Annotated in this window: 13 protein-coding genes; 12 read left to right on the top strand and 1 reads right to left on the bottom strand. The window is 72.6% G+C overall.

Annotation, left to right across the window (positions count from 1 at the left end; translation table 11 throughout):
* Window positions 1-36: 36 nt before the first annotated feature.
* Window positions 37-2,250 carry an esterase-like activity of phytase family protein gene (locus tag CTE05_RS14210; protein WP_146846977.1) on the bottom strand — a complete coding sequence of 738 codons (2,214 nt, stop codon included), beginning with the start codon at window positions 2,248-2,250 and terminating at the stop codon, window positions 37-39.
* A 95-nt stretch (window positions 2,251-2,345) separates the two neighbouring features.
* On the opposite strand from CTE05_RS14210, the gene CTE05_RS14205 reads away from it, so the two are divergent.
* The 12 genes from CTE05_RS14205 (at window position 2,346) to adhE (ending at window position 17,905) form a co-directional block, all read left to right on the top strand.
* Complete coding sequence (locus tag CTE05_RS14205) at window positions 2,346-3,272, top strand: Ppx/GppA phosphatase family protein (protein WP_146846976.1); 927 nt, start codon at window positions 2,346-2,348, stop codon at window positions 3,270-3,272.
* Window positions 3,273-3,300: 28 nt separating this feature from the next.
* On the top strand, window positions 3,301-3,786 hold the full coding sequence (locus CTE05_RS14200; RefSeq protein WP_186814871.1) for a hypothetical protein: 486 nt from the start codon (window positions 3,301-3,303) through the stop codon (window positions 3,784-3,786).
* A gap of 78 nt (window positions 3,787-3,864) precedes the next feature.
* On the top strand, window positions 3,865-4,740 hold the full coding sequence (locus CTE05_RS14195; RefSeq protein WP_146846974.1) for an NAD(P)H-binding protein: 876 nt from the start codon (window positions 3,865-3,867) through the stop codon (window positions 4,738-4,740).
* A gap of 374 nt (window positions 4,741-5,114) precedes the next feature.
* Complete coding sequence (locus CTE05_RS14190) at window positions 5,115-6,074, top strand: MetQ/NlpA family ABC transporter substrate-binding protein (RefSeq protein WP_146846973.1); 960 nt, start codon at window positions 5,115-5,117, stop codon at window positions 6,072-6,074.
* A 66-nt stretch (window positions 6,075-6,140) separates the two neighbouring features.
* A complete protein-coding gene (locus CTE05_RS14185; RefSeq protein WP_146846972.1) occupies window positions 6,141-7,160 on the top strand; it encodes a methionine ABC transporter ATP-binding protein in 1,020 nt (339 codons plus the stop codon).
* Window positions 7,160-7,834 (top strand): methionine ABC transporter permease, encoded by a 675-nt coding sequence (locus CTE05_RS14180; RefSeq protein ID WP_146846971.1) that lies wholly within the window; start codon window positions 7,160-7,162, stop codon window positions 7,832-7,834. Before CTE05_RS14185 ends, CTE05_RS14180 begins: the two co-directional genes overlap by 1 nt.
* 24 nt (window positions 7,835-7,858) lie before the next feature.
* Window positions 7,859-8,458 (top strand): GNAT family N-acetyltransferase, encoded by a 600-nt coding sequence (locus CTE05_RS14175; protein ID WP_146846970.1) that lies wholly within the window; start codon window positions 7,859-7,861, stop codon window positions 8,456-8,458.
* A 64-nt stretch (window positions 8,459-8,522) separates the two neighbouring features.
* Window positions 8,523-11,543: a hypothetical protein gene (locus CTE05_RS14170; RefSeq protein WP_222595490.1), complete on the top strand. Its 3,021-nt coding sequence runs from the start codon at window positions 8,523-8,525 to the stop codon at window positions 11,541-11,543.
* A 249-nt stretch (window positions 11,544-11,792) separates the two neighbouring features.
* Window positions 11,793-12,791, top strand: coding sequence for an ice-binding family protein (locus tag CTE05_RS14165; protein WP_186814870.1), 999 nt, complete (start codon window positions 11,793-11,795; stop codon window positions 12,789-12,791).
* Complete coding sequence (locus CTE05_RS14160; RefSeq protein ID WP_146846967.1) at window positions 12,788-13,408, top strand: class F sortase; 621 nt, start codon at window positions 12,788-12,790, stop codon at window positions 13,406-13,408. The genes CTE05_RS14165 and CTE05_RS14160 overlap by 4 nt, the downstream gene beginning before the upstream one ends.
* A gap of 53 nt (window positions 13,409-13,461) precedes the next feature.
* Window positions 13,462-15,129 (top strand): Na+/H+ antiporter, encoded by a 1,668-nt coding sequence (locus CTE05_RS14155; protein ID WP_146846966.1) that lies wholly within the window; start codon window positions 13,462-13,464, stop codon window positions 15,127-15,129.
* A gap of 94 nt (window positions 15,130-15,223) precedes the next feature.
* Window positions 15,224-17,905 carry a bifunctional acetaldehyde-CoA/alcohol dehydrogenase gene (adhE, locus tag CTE05_RS14150; protein ID WP_146846965.1) on the top strand — a complete coding sequence of 894 codons (2,682 nt, stop codon included), beginning with the start codon at window positions 15,224-15,226 and terminating at the stop codon, window positions 17,903-17,905.
* Window positions 17,906-17,922 lie beyond the last annotated feature (17 nt).

Raw genomic sequence — 17,922 nt, 5'->3', positions numbered from 1 at the left:
CCCCGTCCCGGGCGGCCGGCCTCGTGCGTCGGTGCGTCAGCCGACGGTCGCCGCGGCGATGTCGGGGTTGTCGCTGAACAGCCCGTCCATGCCCGCGTCGACGAACACGCGGATCTCCCCGGCGAGGTCACCGACCGCGTTCGGGTCGGCGCTGCTGCGGAACTGCGCGGGCAGGAACTGGTTCTCGCGCCGGAACGTCCAGCCGTGCACCTCGAGGTGCGCCCGGTGGGCGTCCCGGATGACCGACGTGGGGGTGGTGAGGTTGCCGGAAGCGTCGCGCGGGATCATCACGTCCTTGCACAGCCCCACGCCGTCGGCGTACCGGGCGATCTCCCGGAGCCCCTGCCGCGTCACCAGGTCCTTGTAGGTGCGGGGGTCACCCGCGGCCACCAGGTCGTACGGCGCTCCCGAGCAGTCGACGAGCTGGGCGAGGTCCACGTCGGTCACGCGGTCGAGCTCGCGCAGGTTGCCCGTCTCGAAGCTCTGGATGATCACCGGCGCACGGCGGTCGTCCAGCCCGTTCGCGGCGAGCTGGGCGACGAGCGGCTCCTCGAGCGAGAGGCCGATCGAGGCGAAGTACGTCGGGTGCTTGGTCTCCGGGTAGACCCCCACGGGCCTCCCGTCGCACGTCACCGAGTGGCGCGCGAGGTCGAGCACCTCGTCGAGCGTCGGGACCTCGTACAGCCCGTCGAACGCGGTGTTCGCCGGCCGGACGGCAGGCAGCCGCTCCTTGGCGCGCAGCGTCTTGAGCTCGGCGAGCGTGAAGTCCTCCGTGAACCAGCCGGTGACCGAGCGCCCGTCGATGATCTTCGTGGCGCGGCGGTCGGCGAACTCGGTGCGGTCGGCGACGTTCGTCGTGCCGCCGATCTCGTTCTCGTGCCGGGCCACCAGGACGCCGTCCTTCGTCGGCACGAGGTCGGGCTCGATGTAGTCGGCGCACTGCAGGATCGCCGTCTCGTAGGACGCGAGCGTGTGCTCGGGACGGTAGCCGCTGGCGCCGCGGTGGCCGACGACGGTCACGTCCCCGGCGTGCGGTGCGCGCACGCGGCGCAGGTCGACGAGGACCATCTCGGTGTCGTCCGGGGTGCCCGCGACCCGCGCAGCGTTGCCCGGGTAGTTGTTGTCGTTGGCCAGCAGGAGCCGGCCGTCGCGCAGCTGCACGACCGTCTCGAACGACTGCACCGGGAAGGCGAACGGGTCGCCCGTGCCGTAGCCGTCACCGGCGCCCAGCCCGTCCGGGTTGGCGATCTTCAGGGCGTCGAGGACCAGCGTCTTGCGCACGTAGCCGTCGGCGTCGGTCCGGTCGAGGTCGATCCGGTACACGCGCTTCATGACCGACGCGGCACCCTGGAAGTCGTCCCGCTCGATGACGAGCAGCTCGCGCTTGCCGGTCAGGAAGGCGTCGCCGACCACGTTCGCGTCCTGGTGCGTCTGGTAGGCCCAGGTGCGCCCCGTGTAGCGGGCGGACGTGGTGTCGAACTCGGAGATCGTGCGGCGGCGCTGCTGGGTGTCGTCGACGAACGCGCCCTCGGTGATCGGGTAGAGGTACCGCCCGTCGCGGGACCCGGCCAGCGCCTCGAACCCACGGCTCGCGCGCACGTTCGGGGCCTCGCCCGGCTGCAGGTACGGGTTCTGCGGCGACTTCCCGCCGACGAACGGCACAGGTGGTGCGAGCAGCTTGCCGGTCGCGTCGACGTGCAGGAGGAAAGGCCCGAACTCCTCGCCGATCCAGAAGCTGCCGTCCTTGGCGCGGACGACGGACTCCACGTCGAAGTCCGCCCCGGTCAGCAGCCGGTCGGGTGTGGCGTCGTTGACGATCGGGAAGTCGACCTGCCGGTCCGGGTCGCGCAGCGAGACGAACTCGCCCACGCCGATCTGACCCGACCGCCAGTCGGGCGTCACGCGGTAGAGCCGCAGGAGGAAGTCGGCGGAGTTCGCCTTGGTGCCGAAGCCGTTGTCGGGCAAGGCCCAGAACGTGCCGTTCCCGGCATCGACCATGCCGGAGAAGCCGGGGATGACCTGGCCGGGGAACGGCCCCTGGCGGCCGTTGGCCGGGGTGGCCAGCGCACCGGACGGCGGTCCGGGGGCGACGAAGTCCGCGGACAGCGTCGCGCGGGCGACGAGGGTGGGCTGGACGACCCGCTGCGGGCCACGGTCGCCGCCGCGATCACCCGCCGTCGCCGAGGTCGGAGCGAGCAGCGCGACGGTCACGGTCGCCGCGAGGACGGAGAGTGCTGCGGTGCGTCTCATGCCGTCCAGGGAACTCCTCCCCCGCGACGCCCGCCAGACGTCGCGGCCACCTCCGGATGACCAGCGCGTGAACCGCCTGCCGTAGCGTGCGACCCATGCGACTCGGAGTGCTGGACGTCGGCTCGAACACCGTCCACCTGCTCGTCGTCGACGCCCACCGCGGCGGACCGCCGGTCGCGCAGTCGTCGCACCGCTCCGTGCTGCGCCTCATGCGCTACCTGACGCCGACGGGCGCGATCAGCGCCGAGGGGGTCGACGCCATCGTCACCGCGGTGGCCGACGCCGTCGCCGCCGGGGCCGCCGCCGAGATCGACGAGCTGCTCCCCTTCGCCACGTCCGCCGTGCGCGAGGCCGCGAACGGTCCCGAGGTGCTCGCGCTCGTCGAGTCGACGACCGGCGTCCGCCTGCAGGTCCTCACCGGGGACGACGAGGCCCGCCTGACGTTCCTCGCCGTCCGGCGCTGGTTCGGCTGGTCGGCCGGCGAGATCCTGCTCGTCGACATCGGCGGCGGCTCCCTCGAGCTCGCCGCGGGTGACAGCGAGTACCCCGACGTGGCCGTCTCCCTCCCGCTGGGCGCAGGGCGCTCGACGGTGGCGTTCCTGCCCGACGACCCGCCCACCGCCGAGCAGGTCGGCGCGCTGCGGCAGCACGCCCGCGAGCAGCTGCGGGAGGCGCGGACGCGCTTCGCCGAGCGACCCGACCCCGCCCACGTGGTCGGGTCGTCCAAGACCATCCGCTCGCTGGCCCGGCTCGCGGGGTCGCGCGCCGACGGCGTCGGCCCGCAGGACCGCCGGCTGCTGCGGCGCACCGAGCTGGAGGACTGGGTGCCGCGGCTCGCGCGCATCCCCGCGGACGCGCGCCCCGCCCTGCCCGGCATCACCGCGGACCGGACGTTCCAGATCGTCGCGGGAGGCATCGTGCTCGCCGAGACGATGCGGGCCTTCGGGCTCGCGGAGCTCGAGGTGTCCCCGTGGGCGCTGCGCGAGGGCCTGATCCTGCGGTATCTCGAAGGGCTGACCTGACGTGGCGCGCAACCCCTACGCCGCGACCGTGAGCGTCCCCGTCGTGCGCCGCCCGGTCGCCGTCCGGTCCGCCGTGCTCGCCGTCTGCGCAGTGACGGGTGCCACGGGAGTCGTGCTGCTCGCGACGGCGTCGACGCTGTCGGCCGTCAGCTGGCTCCTCGTCGAGCTCCCCGGCGCCGTGAACGACCTGCTGCCCGAGCTGGGCCTCGCGCTGCTCGGCACGGTCTTCCTCGGCCTCGCCGTCGTCGGCGCACTGGTGCCTCGGACCGGCGGCGCGGCCGGGCGGAAGCGACTCGTCACCGCCCTCCTGACGGGCTCGGTGTCGCTCCTGGTCTCGGTCGTCGGGACGAAGCGCGTCGCCTCCCGGGAGGTCGCCGACATCCTGGGCCCGGTCCTCGACCACCCCGAGCTGTTGCGGGTCCCCGAGAGCGACGGCCGGCTGCTCCTGCTGGTCGGCCTCGTGCTCGCCGTCACGTCGCTCGTCGTCGTGGCCGCCCCGACCCGTCGCGTCTGACCTCTCGTCCCGCTCCGGCCCCCGGACGTCGACGCCACGGTCGCGCGGGTGTCAGCGGTGGTTCCTAGGCTCGTCCGCATGAAGATCGTCGTGACCACCCCGACCCGGAACGTCGGCTCCCTGCTCGCCCCGATCCTCGTGCGTGCGGGGGTGCGCCCGACGCTGCTGGCCCGGGACGCCACGCGCATCGACCCGGCGCTGCGGGACGCGTGCGACGTCGTCGAGGCCGACCAGGGCGACGCGGACGCCGTCGCCGCCGCGACCCGGGACGCCGACGCGCTGTACTGGGTGGACCCGCCGACCCCGGACGACGACCCGCTGGACGGGTACCGGCGCATGGGTGAGTCGGCGGCGCACGCCGTGCGGACGAACCGCATCCGCCGCGTCGTGTTCCAGAGCAGCGTCGGGGCCGAGGCGCGGCAGGGGTTCGGGGAGATCGACGGGCTCGGCCTGACCGAGGAGCTGCTGGACGCGACGGGGGCGGACGTGACGCACCTGCGCAACGGCTGGTTCTTCAGCAACCTCCTGATGGACCCCGACTCGATCCGCGCCGGGGTGCTGACCACCACGCACCCCGTCGACCGGCCGCTCGCGTGGGTCGCCCCGCTCGACATCGCGACCGTCGCGGCCACGCGGCTGCTCTCGTCGGACCGGCACGGGGTGCAGACACTCGGCGTGCACGGGCCGGCGGACCTGACGTTCGCGCAGGTCGCGACCATCGTGGGCGACGCCGTGGGCAGGCCGGTCGCAGCACAGCAGGTCGGCGAGCAGGACCAGGCGCGGGCGCTCTCCGGGTTCGGGATGACCCCCGCCCAGGTCGACGCGACTCTCGGGATGACCCGCGGGTTCGACGACGGGTTCGTCCCCGCGGACCCGCGCAGCATCGCCACGACGACCCCCACCACGCTCGGCGCGTGGGCCTACGAGCACCTGCGCCCGGCACTGGCGTCCTGACCTGCACAAATCCCGTCCACGCCGGTACGGATTTGACACCGGCGGAACGATTCAGTTTCACTGCCGGTGGCGTTCCCCGGTCCTCCGGAGCCGCCCCCGCCCGTCCGCCGTCTGGCGGCACGGAGCCGTCGGCCCCTCGCCGACACCGACGAGAGGTCGATCGATGGACACCCGCGTGACCCGCACCTGGACCGCCGAGCCCACCGGGCCGGCCGTCATGTGCGTCACGCGCTGCTGTCCGTCCGCCTGCCGGCACTGACCTGCCCCGGGCCTCCAGCCCGGCCGTCCTGCCCTCAGGCACCCTCCGTGGCCCCGCCACGTCGTCTCGCGCGCACGCCCACCCCGCATCGATGCTTCCGACACCTGGAGACCTCATGTCCGAGTCCGTCCCCGTCCTCCCACCGAAGCCCGGCTCCGGTCGCCGCACCGGCCTGATCGCGGCCGCCGTCGTCGTGGTCCTGCTGCTCGCCGCCGTGATTGCGTACGTCGTGTCGCGCGGCTCGTCCGACGACGCGGCCGCCGGCGACGGCTCCACCACCCCGACCGTCGTCCGGCTCGGCACCACCGACGTGGCGCAGCCGCACTGGGAGATCCTGAAGGAGCTCGCGGCGGCGGAGGACATCGACCTCGAGATCGTCGGCTTCTCGGAGTACACGCAGCCGAACCCGGCGCTGGCCGAGGACGAGATCGACCTCAACGCGTTCCAGCACGTCCTGTACCTGGCCGACCACAACAACAACACCGGCGACGACCTGCAGCCGGTCGGCTCGACGCTGATCGTGCCGCTGCCGCTGTACTCGGAGAAGCACGAGGAGGTCGGCGAGTTCACGAAGGGCGAGCAGGTCGCCATCCCGAACGACGCCACCAACCAGGCACGCGCGCTGTTCGTGCTGGAGAGCGCCGGGCTCATCGAGTTCACCGGCGAGCCCAAGGTCCCGACACCCGACGACGTGGACACCGCGGCGTCGACCGTCGTCGTCCGCCCCGTCGAGGCCTCGCAGACCGCCGGCCTCATCGGTGACCCGGACATCGCCGGCGTCATCGTGAACAACAACTTCGCGTCCGACGCGGGCTTCGACCTCGACGGCTACGTGTACGCGGACGACCCGTCGTCGGCCGGCGCCCAGCCGTACATCAACGTCATCGCCGCCCGGCCGGCCGACGTCGACAACCCCGTCTACCAGCGGATCGTCGAGCTCTACCACGACCCGTCCGTGACCGAGTCGGTCGTCGAGTCGTCCGGCGGCACCGCGGTGATCGTCGAGGGCTACGACGCCGCGAAGCTCCAGCAGGTCCTGAAGGACACCCAGGCGAACCTCAAGGCCGCCGGCTGACCCCGCGTCCGGGCAGGGGCTCCCCCGCACCGTCCCTGCCCGGGCGCACCCCCTGAGAGGCAGTGCGTGTCCCCCATCATCGAGTTCCGCGACGTCAGCAAGGTGTTCGAGTCCCCGTCGGGACCCATCCGCGCCGTCGACGGCGTCGACCTGACCATCGAGGCCGGCGAGATCTTCGGCGTCATCGGCTACTCCGGCGCCGGCAAGAGCACCCTGGTCCGCCTGATCAACGGGCTCGAGCGGGTGACGTCGGGCCAGCTCGTCGTGGACGGTGACGACGTCGCGACGCTGACCGAGCGCCAGCTCGAGCTCAAGCGCCGCGAGATCGGCATGATCTTCCAGCAGTTCAACCTGTTCTCGTCGCGGACCGTGGCCGGCAACGTCGCGTTCCCGCTCAAGGTGGCCGGCTGGCCCAAGGCGGACCGCGACCGGAGGATCGCGGAGCTGCTCGACTTCGTCGGCCTCCTGGACCGGGCGCACTCCTACCCCGACCAGCTCTCCGGCGGCCAGAAGCAGCGCGTCGGCATCGCCCGCGCGCTGGCGGCGTCGCCGAAGATCCTGCTCGCCGACGAGTCCACCAGCGCGCTCGACCCGCAGACCACGCAGGACGTCCTGCGGCTGCTGCGCAAGGTCAACACCGAGCTCGGCGTGACGATCGTCGTGATCACCCACGAGCTCGAGGTGGTCCGCGCGATCGCGGACCGCGTCGCCGTGCTGGAGGGCGGGCGCGTCGCCGAGCAGGGCACCGTGTTCGACATCTTCACCAGGCCCCGGGCGGAGGTCACGCAGCGCTTCGTCTCGACGGTGGTCCACGACCGGCCGCGCGGCGCCAACCTGGAGCGCCTGAAGCAGACGCACGACGGGCGGATCGTCACCGCCACCATCGCCGACGGCAGCCGGCTGGGCACCGTCCTGGCGTCCGCGGGCGCCCTCGGCGTCACGTTCGAGATCGTCTACGGCGGCATCGGGACGCTGCAGGACCAGTCGTTCGGCTCGCTCACCCTGGCGCTCGACGGACCCGACGAGGCGGTCGAGACCGTCGTCGGCCGGCTGCGCGAGGTCACCACCGTCGAGGAGGCGTCCTGATGCGCACCGCCAACGAGTTCGACTGGGCGTTCCACGGCCCCAAGCTCGTCGAGGCCCTCGGCGAGACGCTCTACATGGTCTCAGCGACGCTCCTCATCGGCGGCGTCCTCGGCCTCGCCCTCGGCCTCTCGCTCTACACGACCCGCCGCGGGGGCCTGCTCGCCAACCGTGCGGTCTTCGGCGTGGCCAACCTGCTGGTCAACGTCTTCCGGCCGATCCCGTTCCTCATCCTGCTGATGATCATCGCGCCCATCACCGTCGGTCTCATCGGCACCCGGCTGGGCAGCACCGCGATGATCGTGCCGCTGTCGTTCGCGGCGACGTTCGGGGTGTCCCGCATCGTCGAGCAGAACCTCGTGGCCATCGACCCCGGCGTCATCGAGGCGGCACGTGCGACGGGCGCCAGCAGGTGGCGGATCGTGACCACGCTCGTGGTCCCCGAGGCACTGGGACCGCTGATCCTCGGCTTCACGTTCGTGTTCGTCGCGGTCGTCGACATGTCCGCGCTCGCCGGCACGCTCGACGGCGGCGGGCTCGGGGCGTTCGCGCTGGACTACGGCTACAAGCGCTGGAACTTCGCCGTCGTGTGGGTCACCGTGCTCGTGATCATCCTGCTGGTCCAGGTCGCGCAGGCCTTGGGCAACCGGCTGTCGCGGAAGGTCCTGCGCCGCTGAGGTCCGGGTGGGCAGAATGCCCGCATGCCCCAGGACCTCAGTGCCGTCCCCTGGCCCGTCCGCACCGCCCGCCTGGCGCTGCGCCCGGCGACCCCCGACGACGCCGACGCGATCTGGGAGGTGCGTCGACGCCCGGGCGTCGACGAGTGGCTGAGCCACGACGTCGGCGAGCGTGACGCGTACGTCGCCCGGGTCCGCGACCCCGAACGTCTGTCGCTGACGCTGGTGATCGAGCTCGACGGGCGCGTCGTCGGCGACCTGATGCTGCAGGTCGAGGACTCCTGGTCGCAGCGGGACGTCGAGCGTCCTCGGCAGGCGACGCTGGGTTGGGTGCTCGACCCGGAGCACGGCGGCCGGGGCTACGCGACGGAGGCCGTCGCCGAGCTGCTCCGGATCAGCTTCGAGGACCTCGGCCTGCGGCGCGTGCGGGCCGTCTGCTTCGCCGACAACGAGCCGTCGTGGCGCCTGATGGAGCGGCTCGGGATGCGGCGCGAGGAGCACAGCGTCCGCGACGCGTTGCACCGGACGCGAGGCTGGGTCGACGGCCTGACCTACGCCCTGCTTGCCGACGAGTGGCGAGCGCGGCAGCGATCCTCCGAGGAGGTCGCTGGACCGATCGGGTGATGTCGGCCGTTCGCCCCGTCCGCGTGCTCCCTGGGCGCTCAGGAACCGTTCCTACACTGCGCCGGTGTCCCGTCCCCGTGCCTGGCCGTCCCTCGTCGCGGCCGTCGTCGTCCTTGCGCTCGGTGCCCTCGTCGCCGTGGGCGTCGGGCAGGCTCTCGGGCTGAGCTACGAGCCCGCCGACACGCCGCCCGCCGCGGTCTCGGCCGTCGACCTGGACCCGGTCGTCCCGGCTCCCGAGATCGCCACGATCGACGTTCCCGCCGGTGAGCAGGTGGCGCTCGCGGCCTCGGCCGTCGCCGACGCCCTGACCGCCCGCGGGCTGCCCGAACCGGCCGTCGGAGCCGGATCGGACGACGCCGACCTGACCGTCCGCCTCGTCCCCGCGTTCTCCGACTCGGCGGAGGCGTACCGCGTGCGGACCGACGACCGGCTCGTCCTGGAGGCGTCGGGACCTGCCGGTGCGGCGGCAGGCCTGTACGCGCTCGCCGACCGGATTCGCGCCGGTGACGCCCTGTCCGCCGACGGCGAGACGGTCGAACCTCGCCTCGGACTGCGGCTCGTCGACTCCGGCTCGGTGGGCCGCGAGGCCGACCCGGCCGCGTTCGCCGCCGGTGACGACTACTCGCTCAACACCGACGTCGTCGCCGGCGCCGTGCTGCCGGAGGCCCCGTGGGTGGACCAGGACGTCGTCGACGAGATCGACGGCCAGTTCCGCCAGCTCGTCCAGCACGCGCTGCGCCACGGGTACAACGGCGTCGTCGTGCCCGGCTTCCTCGAGTACGTGACGTTCCGCGGGGTCGGTGACGGGCACGACGTCTACCCCGAGGGCGACCCGCACGTCGCCCGCGCGGAGGCGCTGGTCGACGCGTTCGGCCCGGTCTTCGCGTACGCGCACGAGATGGGGATGCAGGTCTTCCTGCTGACCGACATGCTCGCGGTCTCCCCGCCGCTGGAGGCGTATCTGGAGCGGACCGTCGGCGGGCTCGCCGTCGACGATCCGGCCCTGTGGTCGGTCTACCAGGCCGGGCTGGCCGAGCTGTTCGAGAGCCTGCCGTTCGTCGACGGGCTCATGGTCCGCGTCGGTGAGGGCGGCGCGGTCTACCAGGCCGGCTGGGACTACTCGTCGAAGCTCGCCGTCACGACGCAGTCCTCGGTCCAGGCCATGCTGGAGGCGCTGCTGGAGACCGCGGGCGAGCACGACCGCGAGATCATCTTCCGCACCTGGACCGTGGGCGTGGGGGCGGTCGGCGACCTGCACACCAACCCGTCGTCGTACGAGGCCGTCCTCGGCGACATCGACGACCCGCACCTGATCGTGTCCACGAAGTACACGATGGGCGACTTCTACAGCCACCTCCCGCTCAACCCGACGCTGGAGGTCGGCTCGCACCGCCGCATCGTCGAGTTCCAGGCCCGCCGGGAGTTCGAGGGGTTCGGTGCGCTGCCCAACGACCTCGTGGCCGAGGAGGCGCAGGCGCTGCAGCAGTTCCTCGCGGCGAACCCGCACGTCGAGGGCGTCTGGAACTGGACCCAGGACGGCGGCCCGCTGCGGGCAGGACCGATGTCGCTGTACCTGCGGACCGGGTTCTGGCAGCTCTACGACCTGAACACCTACGGCACGGCACGCCTCGCGTGGGACCCCGACCTGGAACCGTCGCAGGTCACCGGCGACTGGGTGCGGCAGACCCTGTCGTCCGACCCGGCGACCTCGACCGAGATCACGGAGGCGCTCGCGCGGTCCCGCGAGGCGATCACCCGCGGCCTGTACATCCAGCCGTTCGCGGAGCAGACGGTCAAGGCGCTGGGCCTGGAGCCGCCGCCGATGATGTGGATCTTCGAGTGGGACATCGTCACCGGCGACTCCGCGGCGCTGGACAGCATCTACGAGGTCAGCCGCGACGGTCTCGACGACGCCATCGCGGACGGCGCGGGGGCGGCGGAGGTGTCCGCGGGGATGCGGGAGCAGGTCGCAGCGACCTCTCCCGAGAGCTGGCACTCCCCCGAGCTGTACCGCTCGTTCGTCGACGCGCTCGACTACGAGACCGACCTGCTGGGCACGCTCGCCGCCTACCGCGCGACCGTCCTGCGGCACGCGGAGTGGCTCGACACGGGCAGCGCGACCGCGCACGACCGGTGGCGGGCGGCCGAGCAGGAGTACCACGCGGCGCGCACCGCCCACGTCGAGCGGTACGCGGGCGACCTCGACCTGCCCGCATACAGCTTCACCGCCGCCGACCTCGGCAGCGACCGCGCCGACCGCGACCCGGCGATGGCGTGGCTCGCGCGCGGGCTGCTCCTCGCGGTCGCCGTCGTCCTGGTGCTCGGGCTCACGTCGCGGCGGTTCCCCGGCTCGGCGGCACTGCGGGCGCTGGCCGTCGCGGCCACCCGTCCGTGGCGGCTCGGCGAGGTCCCCGCCCCGACGACGCGCACCGACCGGGTCCTCGTCTGGGCGCTGCCGGCGGTCGTCCTGGTGGCCAGCCGCTGCGTGCTGACCTGGTTCGCGGCCCCCGCGCACCTCGTCGCGACCCTCGGCGCCTGGCTGGTGCTCGCCGCCGTGCTGCGCTGGGTGGTTCGCGGCCGTGACCCGTTCCTCCTGTGGGCGGCGCTCGGCGGAGTGGTGCTGCTGCGCACGGTCATTCTGCTCGTCGCGCTCGTGGTCCGCGGCCCCGGGCACTACTGGTTCGGCTTCTGGACGGATCCGGCGGCGCGCACCGCCTACGTCACCGTGGCGTTCGCGGCCTTCTGCTGGCTGTTCGTCGTCGTCGGGCTGGTGCTCCGCAACGGGTACGGCCTCGGGTCGGCCAGGTCGCTCGGCGCGATGCTCCTGGCCGGCGGGACCGCGCTCGCGGTCGTGGCCGGCGGGGTCGCGGCCGTCGGGCTCGAGAAGGCGCTGACCGTCTGGAACGATCAGGTGGCGCTGCTGCCGTGGGGGCTCTCCCGGATCCTCGGGATCACCGTGCACCTCGGCATCCCACCATCGTCGGCAGGAGTCCTGGCGGTCGCCGGCCTCGTCGTCGCCGGGATCGGTGCAGGGGTCGCAACTCGTGGCGCGCACCGGGTGAGAATGACAAGAAATACCGCGTAAATGCGCCCTGCTGGGCGATTTGCCCCCGTTTCTTTTGTCCTGGAAAAAGGATAACGTTCCTTCCGGACGGTTTGAAGAAATGCTCCCGCTACGTACGGTGTTCCCGAGCGCGAGCCGCCCACCGTCGACCGATGGACACTTCCTCCGGCAGCCCGTCGTCCTGTGCGGCCCCCGCTCCCCAGGGGTGCCCCGACCCCGCCTCCGCCTGATGCATCGCTGACGCCGCATCCACCTCTCGGAGGACCGATCGTGACAGTCACCCACAGACCGCGCGGACGCGCGCTGCTCCTCGGCGCCCCGCTCGTCGCCCTGCTCTCGGCCGCAGCCGTCGCCGTCGCACCGTCCGTCGCCTGGGCAGACCCCGGCACCCCCGTGCCGCTCGGCGCCGGTGCGTCGTTCGTCGTGCTCGCCGAGGCGGGGGTGACCAACACGGGCGCGACGACCCTCGGGGGCGACATCGGCAGCTTCGCCACCACGAGCATCACCGGGGCCGGCACCATCACCCAGGCGTCCGGGGTCAACCGCGGCGGCGACCTGGTCACCCAGCAGGCGAAGATCGACCTGGTCACCGCGTACGACGCCGCGTCGTCCCAGACGCCGGACCCCCTCGGGGGCGTCGAGCTGGGCGGGCTGACCCTGGAGCCCGGCGTCTACGACACCGGGGGGGTCATCGAGCTGAACGGGAACCTCACGCTCGACGCCAACGGTGACCCGGAGGCCGTCTTCGTCTTCCACTCGACCGCAACCCTGCTCGCGGGTGCGGCCAGCTCGATCACGTTCATCGACGGCGCCACGGCCTGCAACCTGTACTGGCGGGTCCCCAGCTCGGCGGACATCATGGCGGGCAGCCAGTTCGCGGGGACCATCCTCGCCGAGGCGACCATCGCCTTCCGCGCCGGCGCCACCCTGACCGGCCGGGCGATGTCGCAGTCGGGCCAGGTCACGCTGATCACCAACACGATCACGCTGCCGGCCTGCTCGACGGCATCGACCGGGAGCACGGGTGGCACCGGCGCCGGCGCCCTCCTCGCCGGCCCCGTCGTCACCGCACCCGGCAGCACGAGAGCCGCACCCGGTGTCCCCGCGGCACCCCAGGTCCCGGTGGTCCCGCGGGGCGGCATCGCGACCGGCGACGGGAGCAGCCTCGCCGGCCCTGCCACCACCGGGCCGACGTCCGTCGCCGTGGTCGTGGTCGGGCTCGTCGGCGGCGCGCTGCTGGTGGCCCGGGCACGCCGCACCACCCGATGACGCGACGGGCGGTCGGTGCGTTCGTCGCGACCCTCGTCACGCTCGCGGTCGGGGCCTGCGGGTCCGCCGGCCCGGCCGCGGCGCCGCCCGGCACTCCCCCGCCGGTGCTCGTGGAGCGGGCGACGCCCTCGCCGGTCGCCAGCCGCACCCCCGTGCTCCCGGCCGTCCTGGCCGCCTCGGTCCCCGTGCGGCTGGAGATCCCCACCCTCGCGGTGGACTCGGCGCTCATGGAGCTGGGGCTGCAGGACGACGGCTCGCTGGAGGTACCCCCGGGGGCGTTCCCCGCCGGGTGGTTCTCCGGTGCGCCGACGCCGGGCGAGCGTGGACCGGCGATCATCGTCGGGCACATCGACTGGGTCACCGGCCCCGGCGTCTTCTTCCGCCTCGCCGAGCTCGCGGTGGGCGACGAGATCCTGGTCGGCCGGACCGACGGCTCGGTCGTCGTGTTCCGGACCACCGGGGTGACGCGGTACCCGAAGGACGCGTTCCCGACGGACCTCGTCTACGGCGACCTCGACCACGCCGGCCTGCGGCTCGTGTCGTGCGGCGGCGAGTTCGACGCCGCCACCGGGCACTACGAGGACAACGTGATCGCGTTCGCCGAGCTCGTCACCTGAGGCTGCGCTTGTAGGGTCGCCGGGAGCGCTGCCGGGCGGACGGAGGACCCTGCGTGCACAGCGTCGAGGTCTTCCTGCTGGTCGCGGGTGCCGTCGCCGTCACCGCGGTGTGCCGACGACGCGGATGGCCGGCGCCCCTGGTCCTCGTCGCCGCCGCGATCGTCGTCTCGTTCGTGCCGGCGATCCCGCGCTTCGAGATCGAGCCCGAGATCCTGCTCGACTTCGTCCTCCCGCCGCTGCTGTACTCGGCGGCCCTGTCGAGCTCCTACCGCGACTTCCGGACGTCGCTGAACTCGATCACGCGGCTCGGTGTCGGGCTGGTGCTGGTCAGCGCGCTGGTCGTCGCGCTGGTGTTCTGGTGGATGGAGCCCGGGGTCCCGTTCCTGGCCGCGCTCGTGCTCGGCGCGGTCGTCGCGCCGCCGGACGCGGTCGCCGCGGCGGCGGTCGGCAAGCGCCTGGGGCTGCCTCGTCGCGTCATGACGCTGCTGTCCGGCGAGAGCCTCATCAACGACGCGACCTCCCTGACGCTCTACAAGGTGGCCCTCGCCGGCGTCGCCACCGGTGCGTGGGCGTTCGCCGACGGCCTGGCGATCTTCGCGCTCGCGGTGGGCGCCGGGGTGGCGGTGGGGCTCGTCATCGCGGTCGTGGTGCACGCGGTCCGGCTGCGGCTCGACGACCCCGTGGTGGCGTCCGCGATCGGCCTGCTGACGCCGTTCGCGGCCTACTGGTCGGCGGAGGCGCTGGCGGGTTCGGGTGTGCTGGCCGTCGTCGCGGCCGGCCTCTACCTCGGGCACACCTCGCCGCGCGCGGGCTACGCCACCCGGCTGTACGAGGAGCCGATCTGGTCCACGGTCGACCTGCTGCTCGAGGCGTTCACGTTCGCGCTCATCGGCATGCAGCTGCCGTGGGTGGTGCGAGACGTCATCGCCTCCGACCAGGGCCTCGGGCACGGGATCGCGGTGTCCCTCGTCGTGCTGCTCGTCGCCATCCTGGTGCGCCCGGTCTACATCGTCGTCACCGCGCGCTTCGACCATGTGCGCCTCCGCGGCAGCCGCCGACCTGCGCGTGACTCGTTGAGCGCACGCGAGTCCGCGGTCGTGTCGTGGGCGGGGATGCGTGGTGTGGTCACGCTCGCGGCGGCGGCCGCGATCCCCCTGACCAGCGCCGGCGAGCCGTTCCCCGAGCGCGCGACGATCCAGCTCGCCGCCTGCACGGTCGCCATCGGCACGCTGCTCGTCCAGGGGCTGACCCTGCCGTGGGTCATCCGGCGCCTCGGGGTCGGGTCGGCGGACGAGACCGCGCGTGACGCCGCGCAGGAGGCCGCGGTCCGCGTCGCGACGGCCGACGCGGTGCACGCCGTCCTGGAGCGCCAGCGCGACGACTGGAGCGAGCACCTCGGCCGCGAGCGCGCCGACGAGCTCATCGACCGCCTCTCCGGGGTGTGGCGCGCCCGCGCGACCGCCGCGGCGGCGATGCTCGACCCGGACTCGGCCGACGAGCTGGTGCCCGACGACGGCGAGCCGCACGTGCCCACCGCCGAGGAAGGGCTGCGCACCCAGCGGCTGCGCCGCGAGATCGTCGCCGCCCAGCGGGAGGTCCTCATGGAGCGCCGGGACTCCGGCGAGCTCGACGAGGCCGTGATGCGCCGGATGATGCGCGAGCTCGACCTGGAGGACGAGAGCCTGTCGTCGTCGTGGGTCACCCGCGTGCAGCGCAGGTGAGGGACGTTCGGCCCATCCGGAGGGACGCGTCCGGTTTGTAGCGTCGAGTCAGCGGGTCGAAGGGGGCCCGACAGCCTCGACAGGGAGATGACCGGTGACCTCCAGCACGACCGACAACGCGATCGACCAGCTCGTTGCCCACGCCACGAAGGCGCTCGCCGAGTACGCGCGGTTCACGCAGGACGACGTGGACCACCTGGTGAAGAAGGCCTCCGTCGCCGCCCTGGACAAGCACGGCGAGCTCGCGCTCCTGGCGGTGAACGAGACCGGCCGCGGCGTGTTCGAGGACAAGGCCGTGAAGAACATCTTCGCGTGCGAGCACGTGACGAACTCCATGGCGTCGCTCAAGACGGTGGGGATCGTCTCCCGCGACGACCTCACCGGCATCACCGAGATCGCGGAGCCCGTCGGCGTCGTCTGCGGCGTCACCCCGGTGACCAACCCGACCTCGACGACGATCTTCAAGTCGCTCATCGCGCTCAAGACCCGCAACCCGATCGTCTTCGCCTTCCACCCGAGCGCGCAGGAGTCGTCCGTCGCGGCAGCGCGCGTGGTCCGGGACGCCGCCGTGGCCGCCGGGGCGCCCGAGCACTGCATCCAGTGGGTCGAGACGCCGTCGATCGAGGCGACGACCGCCCTGATGCACCACCCGGGTGTCGCCCTCATCCTGGCCACCGGCGGCAACGCGATGGTCCGGGCCGCGTACTCGTGCGGCAAGCCGGCGCTCGGCGTCGGCGCGGGGAACGTGCCCGCGTACATCGAGAAGACCGCGAAGCTGAAGCGGGCCGTCAACGACGTCGTGCTGTCCAAGGCGTTCGACAACGGCATGGTCTGCGCGTCGGAGCAGGCCGTGATCCTCGACGACGTCATCTACGACGCGGCGCTCGCGGAGTTCGCCGCCCTGCACGCCTACCGGGCGAACGCCAAGGAGAAGGCGCTGCTCGAGTCGTTCATCTTCGGGGTGAAGGCCAACGGCAAGAACTGCGGCGAGGCCCGGCTGAACGCGTCGGTCGTCGGTCAGACCCCGCAGTGGATCGCGCAGCAGGCGGGCTTCTCGGTCCCCGAGGACACCTCGATCATCCTGGTCGAGGTCAGCGGCGTCGGACCGCAGGAGCCGCTGACCCGCGAGAAGCTGGCCCCGGTGCTGGCCGTCCTGCGCGCCGAGTCCACCGAGCACGGCATCCAGCTCGCCGAGAAGATGGTCGAGTTCGACGGCCTCGGCCACTCCGCCGCCATCCACACGCGGGACGACGCGCTCACCGAGGAGTTCGGCAGCCGGGTCAAGGCCGTCCGGGTCATCGCGAACGCCCCCTCGTCGCTGGGTGGCATCGGCGACATCTACAACGCGTTCATCCCGTCGCTGACGCTCGGCTGCGGCTCGTACGGCCACAACTCCGTGTCCAACAACGTCTCGGCGGTGAACCTGGTGAACATCAAGCGGATCGGCCGTCGGAACAACAACCTGCAGTGGTTCAAGGTGCCGGCCAAGACGTACTTCGAGCCGAACGCCATCCGGTACCTCGCGGACATGCCCGACGTCGAGCGCGTGACCATCGTGACCGACTCGACGATGACCACGCTCGGCTTCGTCGACAAGATCATCGACGTCCTGAACCGCCGGCCGTCCAAGGTCGCGCTGCAGATCATCGACCAGGTCGAGGCCGAGCCGTCCGTCCGGACCGTCCAGGCGGGCGCCGCGCAGATGCGCCACTTCCGGCCCGACACGATCATCGCGCTCGGCGGTGGCTCGCCGATGGACGCCGCGAAGGTCATGTGGCTCCTGTACGAGCACCCCGAGATCCACTTCTCGGACCTCAAGCAGAAGTTCTTCGACGTCCGCAAGCGCGCGTTCAAGTTCCCCGTGCTGGGCGAGCTCGCGCAGCTCGTCTGCATCCCGACCACGTCGGGCACGGGCGCCGAGGTGACGCCGTTCGCGGTGATCAGCGACCCGGACGCCGGCAAGAAGTACCCGCTGGCCGACTACGCGCTGACCCCGTCGGTCGCGATCATCGACCCGGTCCTGACCGCGAAGATGCCGCCGTCGCTGGCGGCGGACTCCGGGTTCGACGCCCTCACGCACGCCACCGAGGCGTACGTCAGCGTCTACGCCAACGACTTCACCGACGGCATGGCGATGCAGGCCGTGCGCCTGATCTTCGAGAACCTCGCGACGTCGGTGAACGGCGACCCGGCCGACCCGGCCACCCAGGACGCCCGCGAGACCATGCACAACGCCGGCACGATCGCCGGGATGGCCTTCGGGAACTCGTTCCTCGGGATCGTGCACGCGATGGCCCACGTCGTCGGCTCGACGTACCACCTGGTGCACGGCCGCACGAACGCGACCCTGCTGCCGCACGTCATCCGCTACAACGGCACGGTCCCCACCAAGCTGACGAGCTGGCCGAAGTACGAGCACTACGTGGCACCCGAGCGGTTCCAGCAGCTCGCCGCGATGCTCGGCCTCCCGGCGTCGACCCCCGCCGAGGGCGTCGAGTCGTACGCGCTGGCCGTCGAGTCGCTGCGGGCCAAGGTGGGCATCCCCGCGTCGTTCCACGCGCAGGGCGTCGACGAGCACGAGTTCCTCGCCCGGCTCGACGAGGTCGCGATGGGCGCCTACGAGGACCAGTGCGCCCCCGCGAACCCGCGGATGCCGATGATCGAGGACATGAAGGACCTCATGACCGCGGCCTACTACGGCACGTCGCTGACCGACGTCCGCAGCCGCCGCAACGAGCGGCCGACGGCTGACCGGGTCCCCTCCCCGGCGTCCTAGCGGCTCGACCCGACGCC

Origin of the sequence: Cellulomonas terrae, assembly GCF_007990265.1 — a bacterium.
Taxonomy (GTDB): domain Bacteria; phylum Actinomycetota; class Actinomycetes; order Actinomycetales; family Cellulomonadaceae; genus Cellulomonas; species Cellulomonas terrae.
The sequence above is the reverse complement of the archived record's forward strand: the minus strand, read 5'-3'. Positions and strand labels throughout refer to the sequence as shown.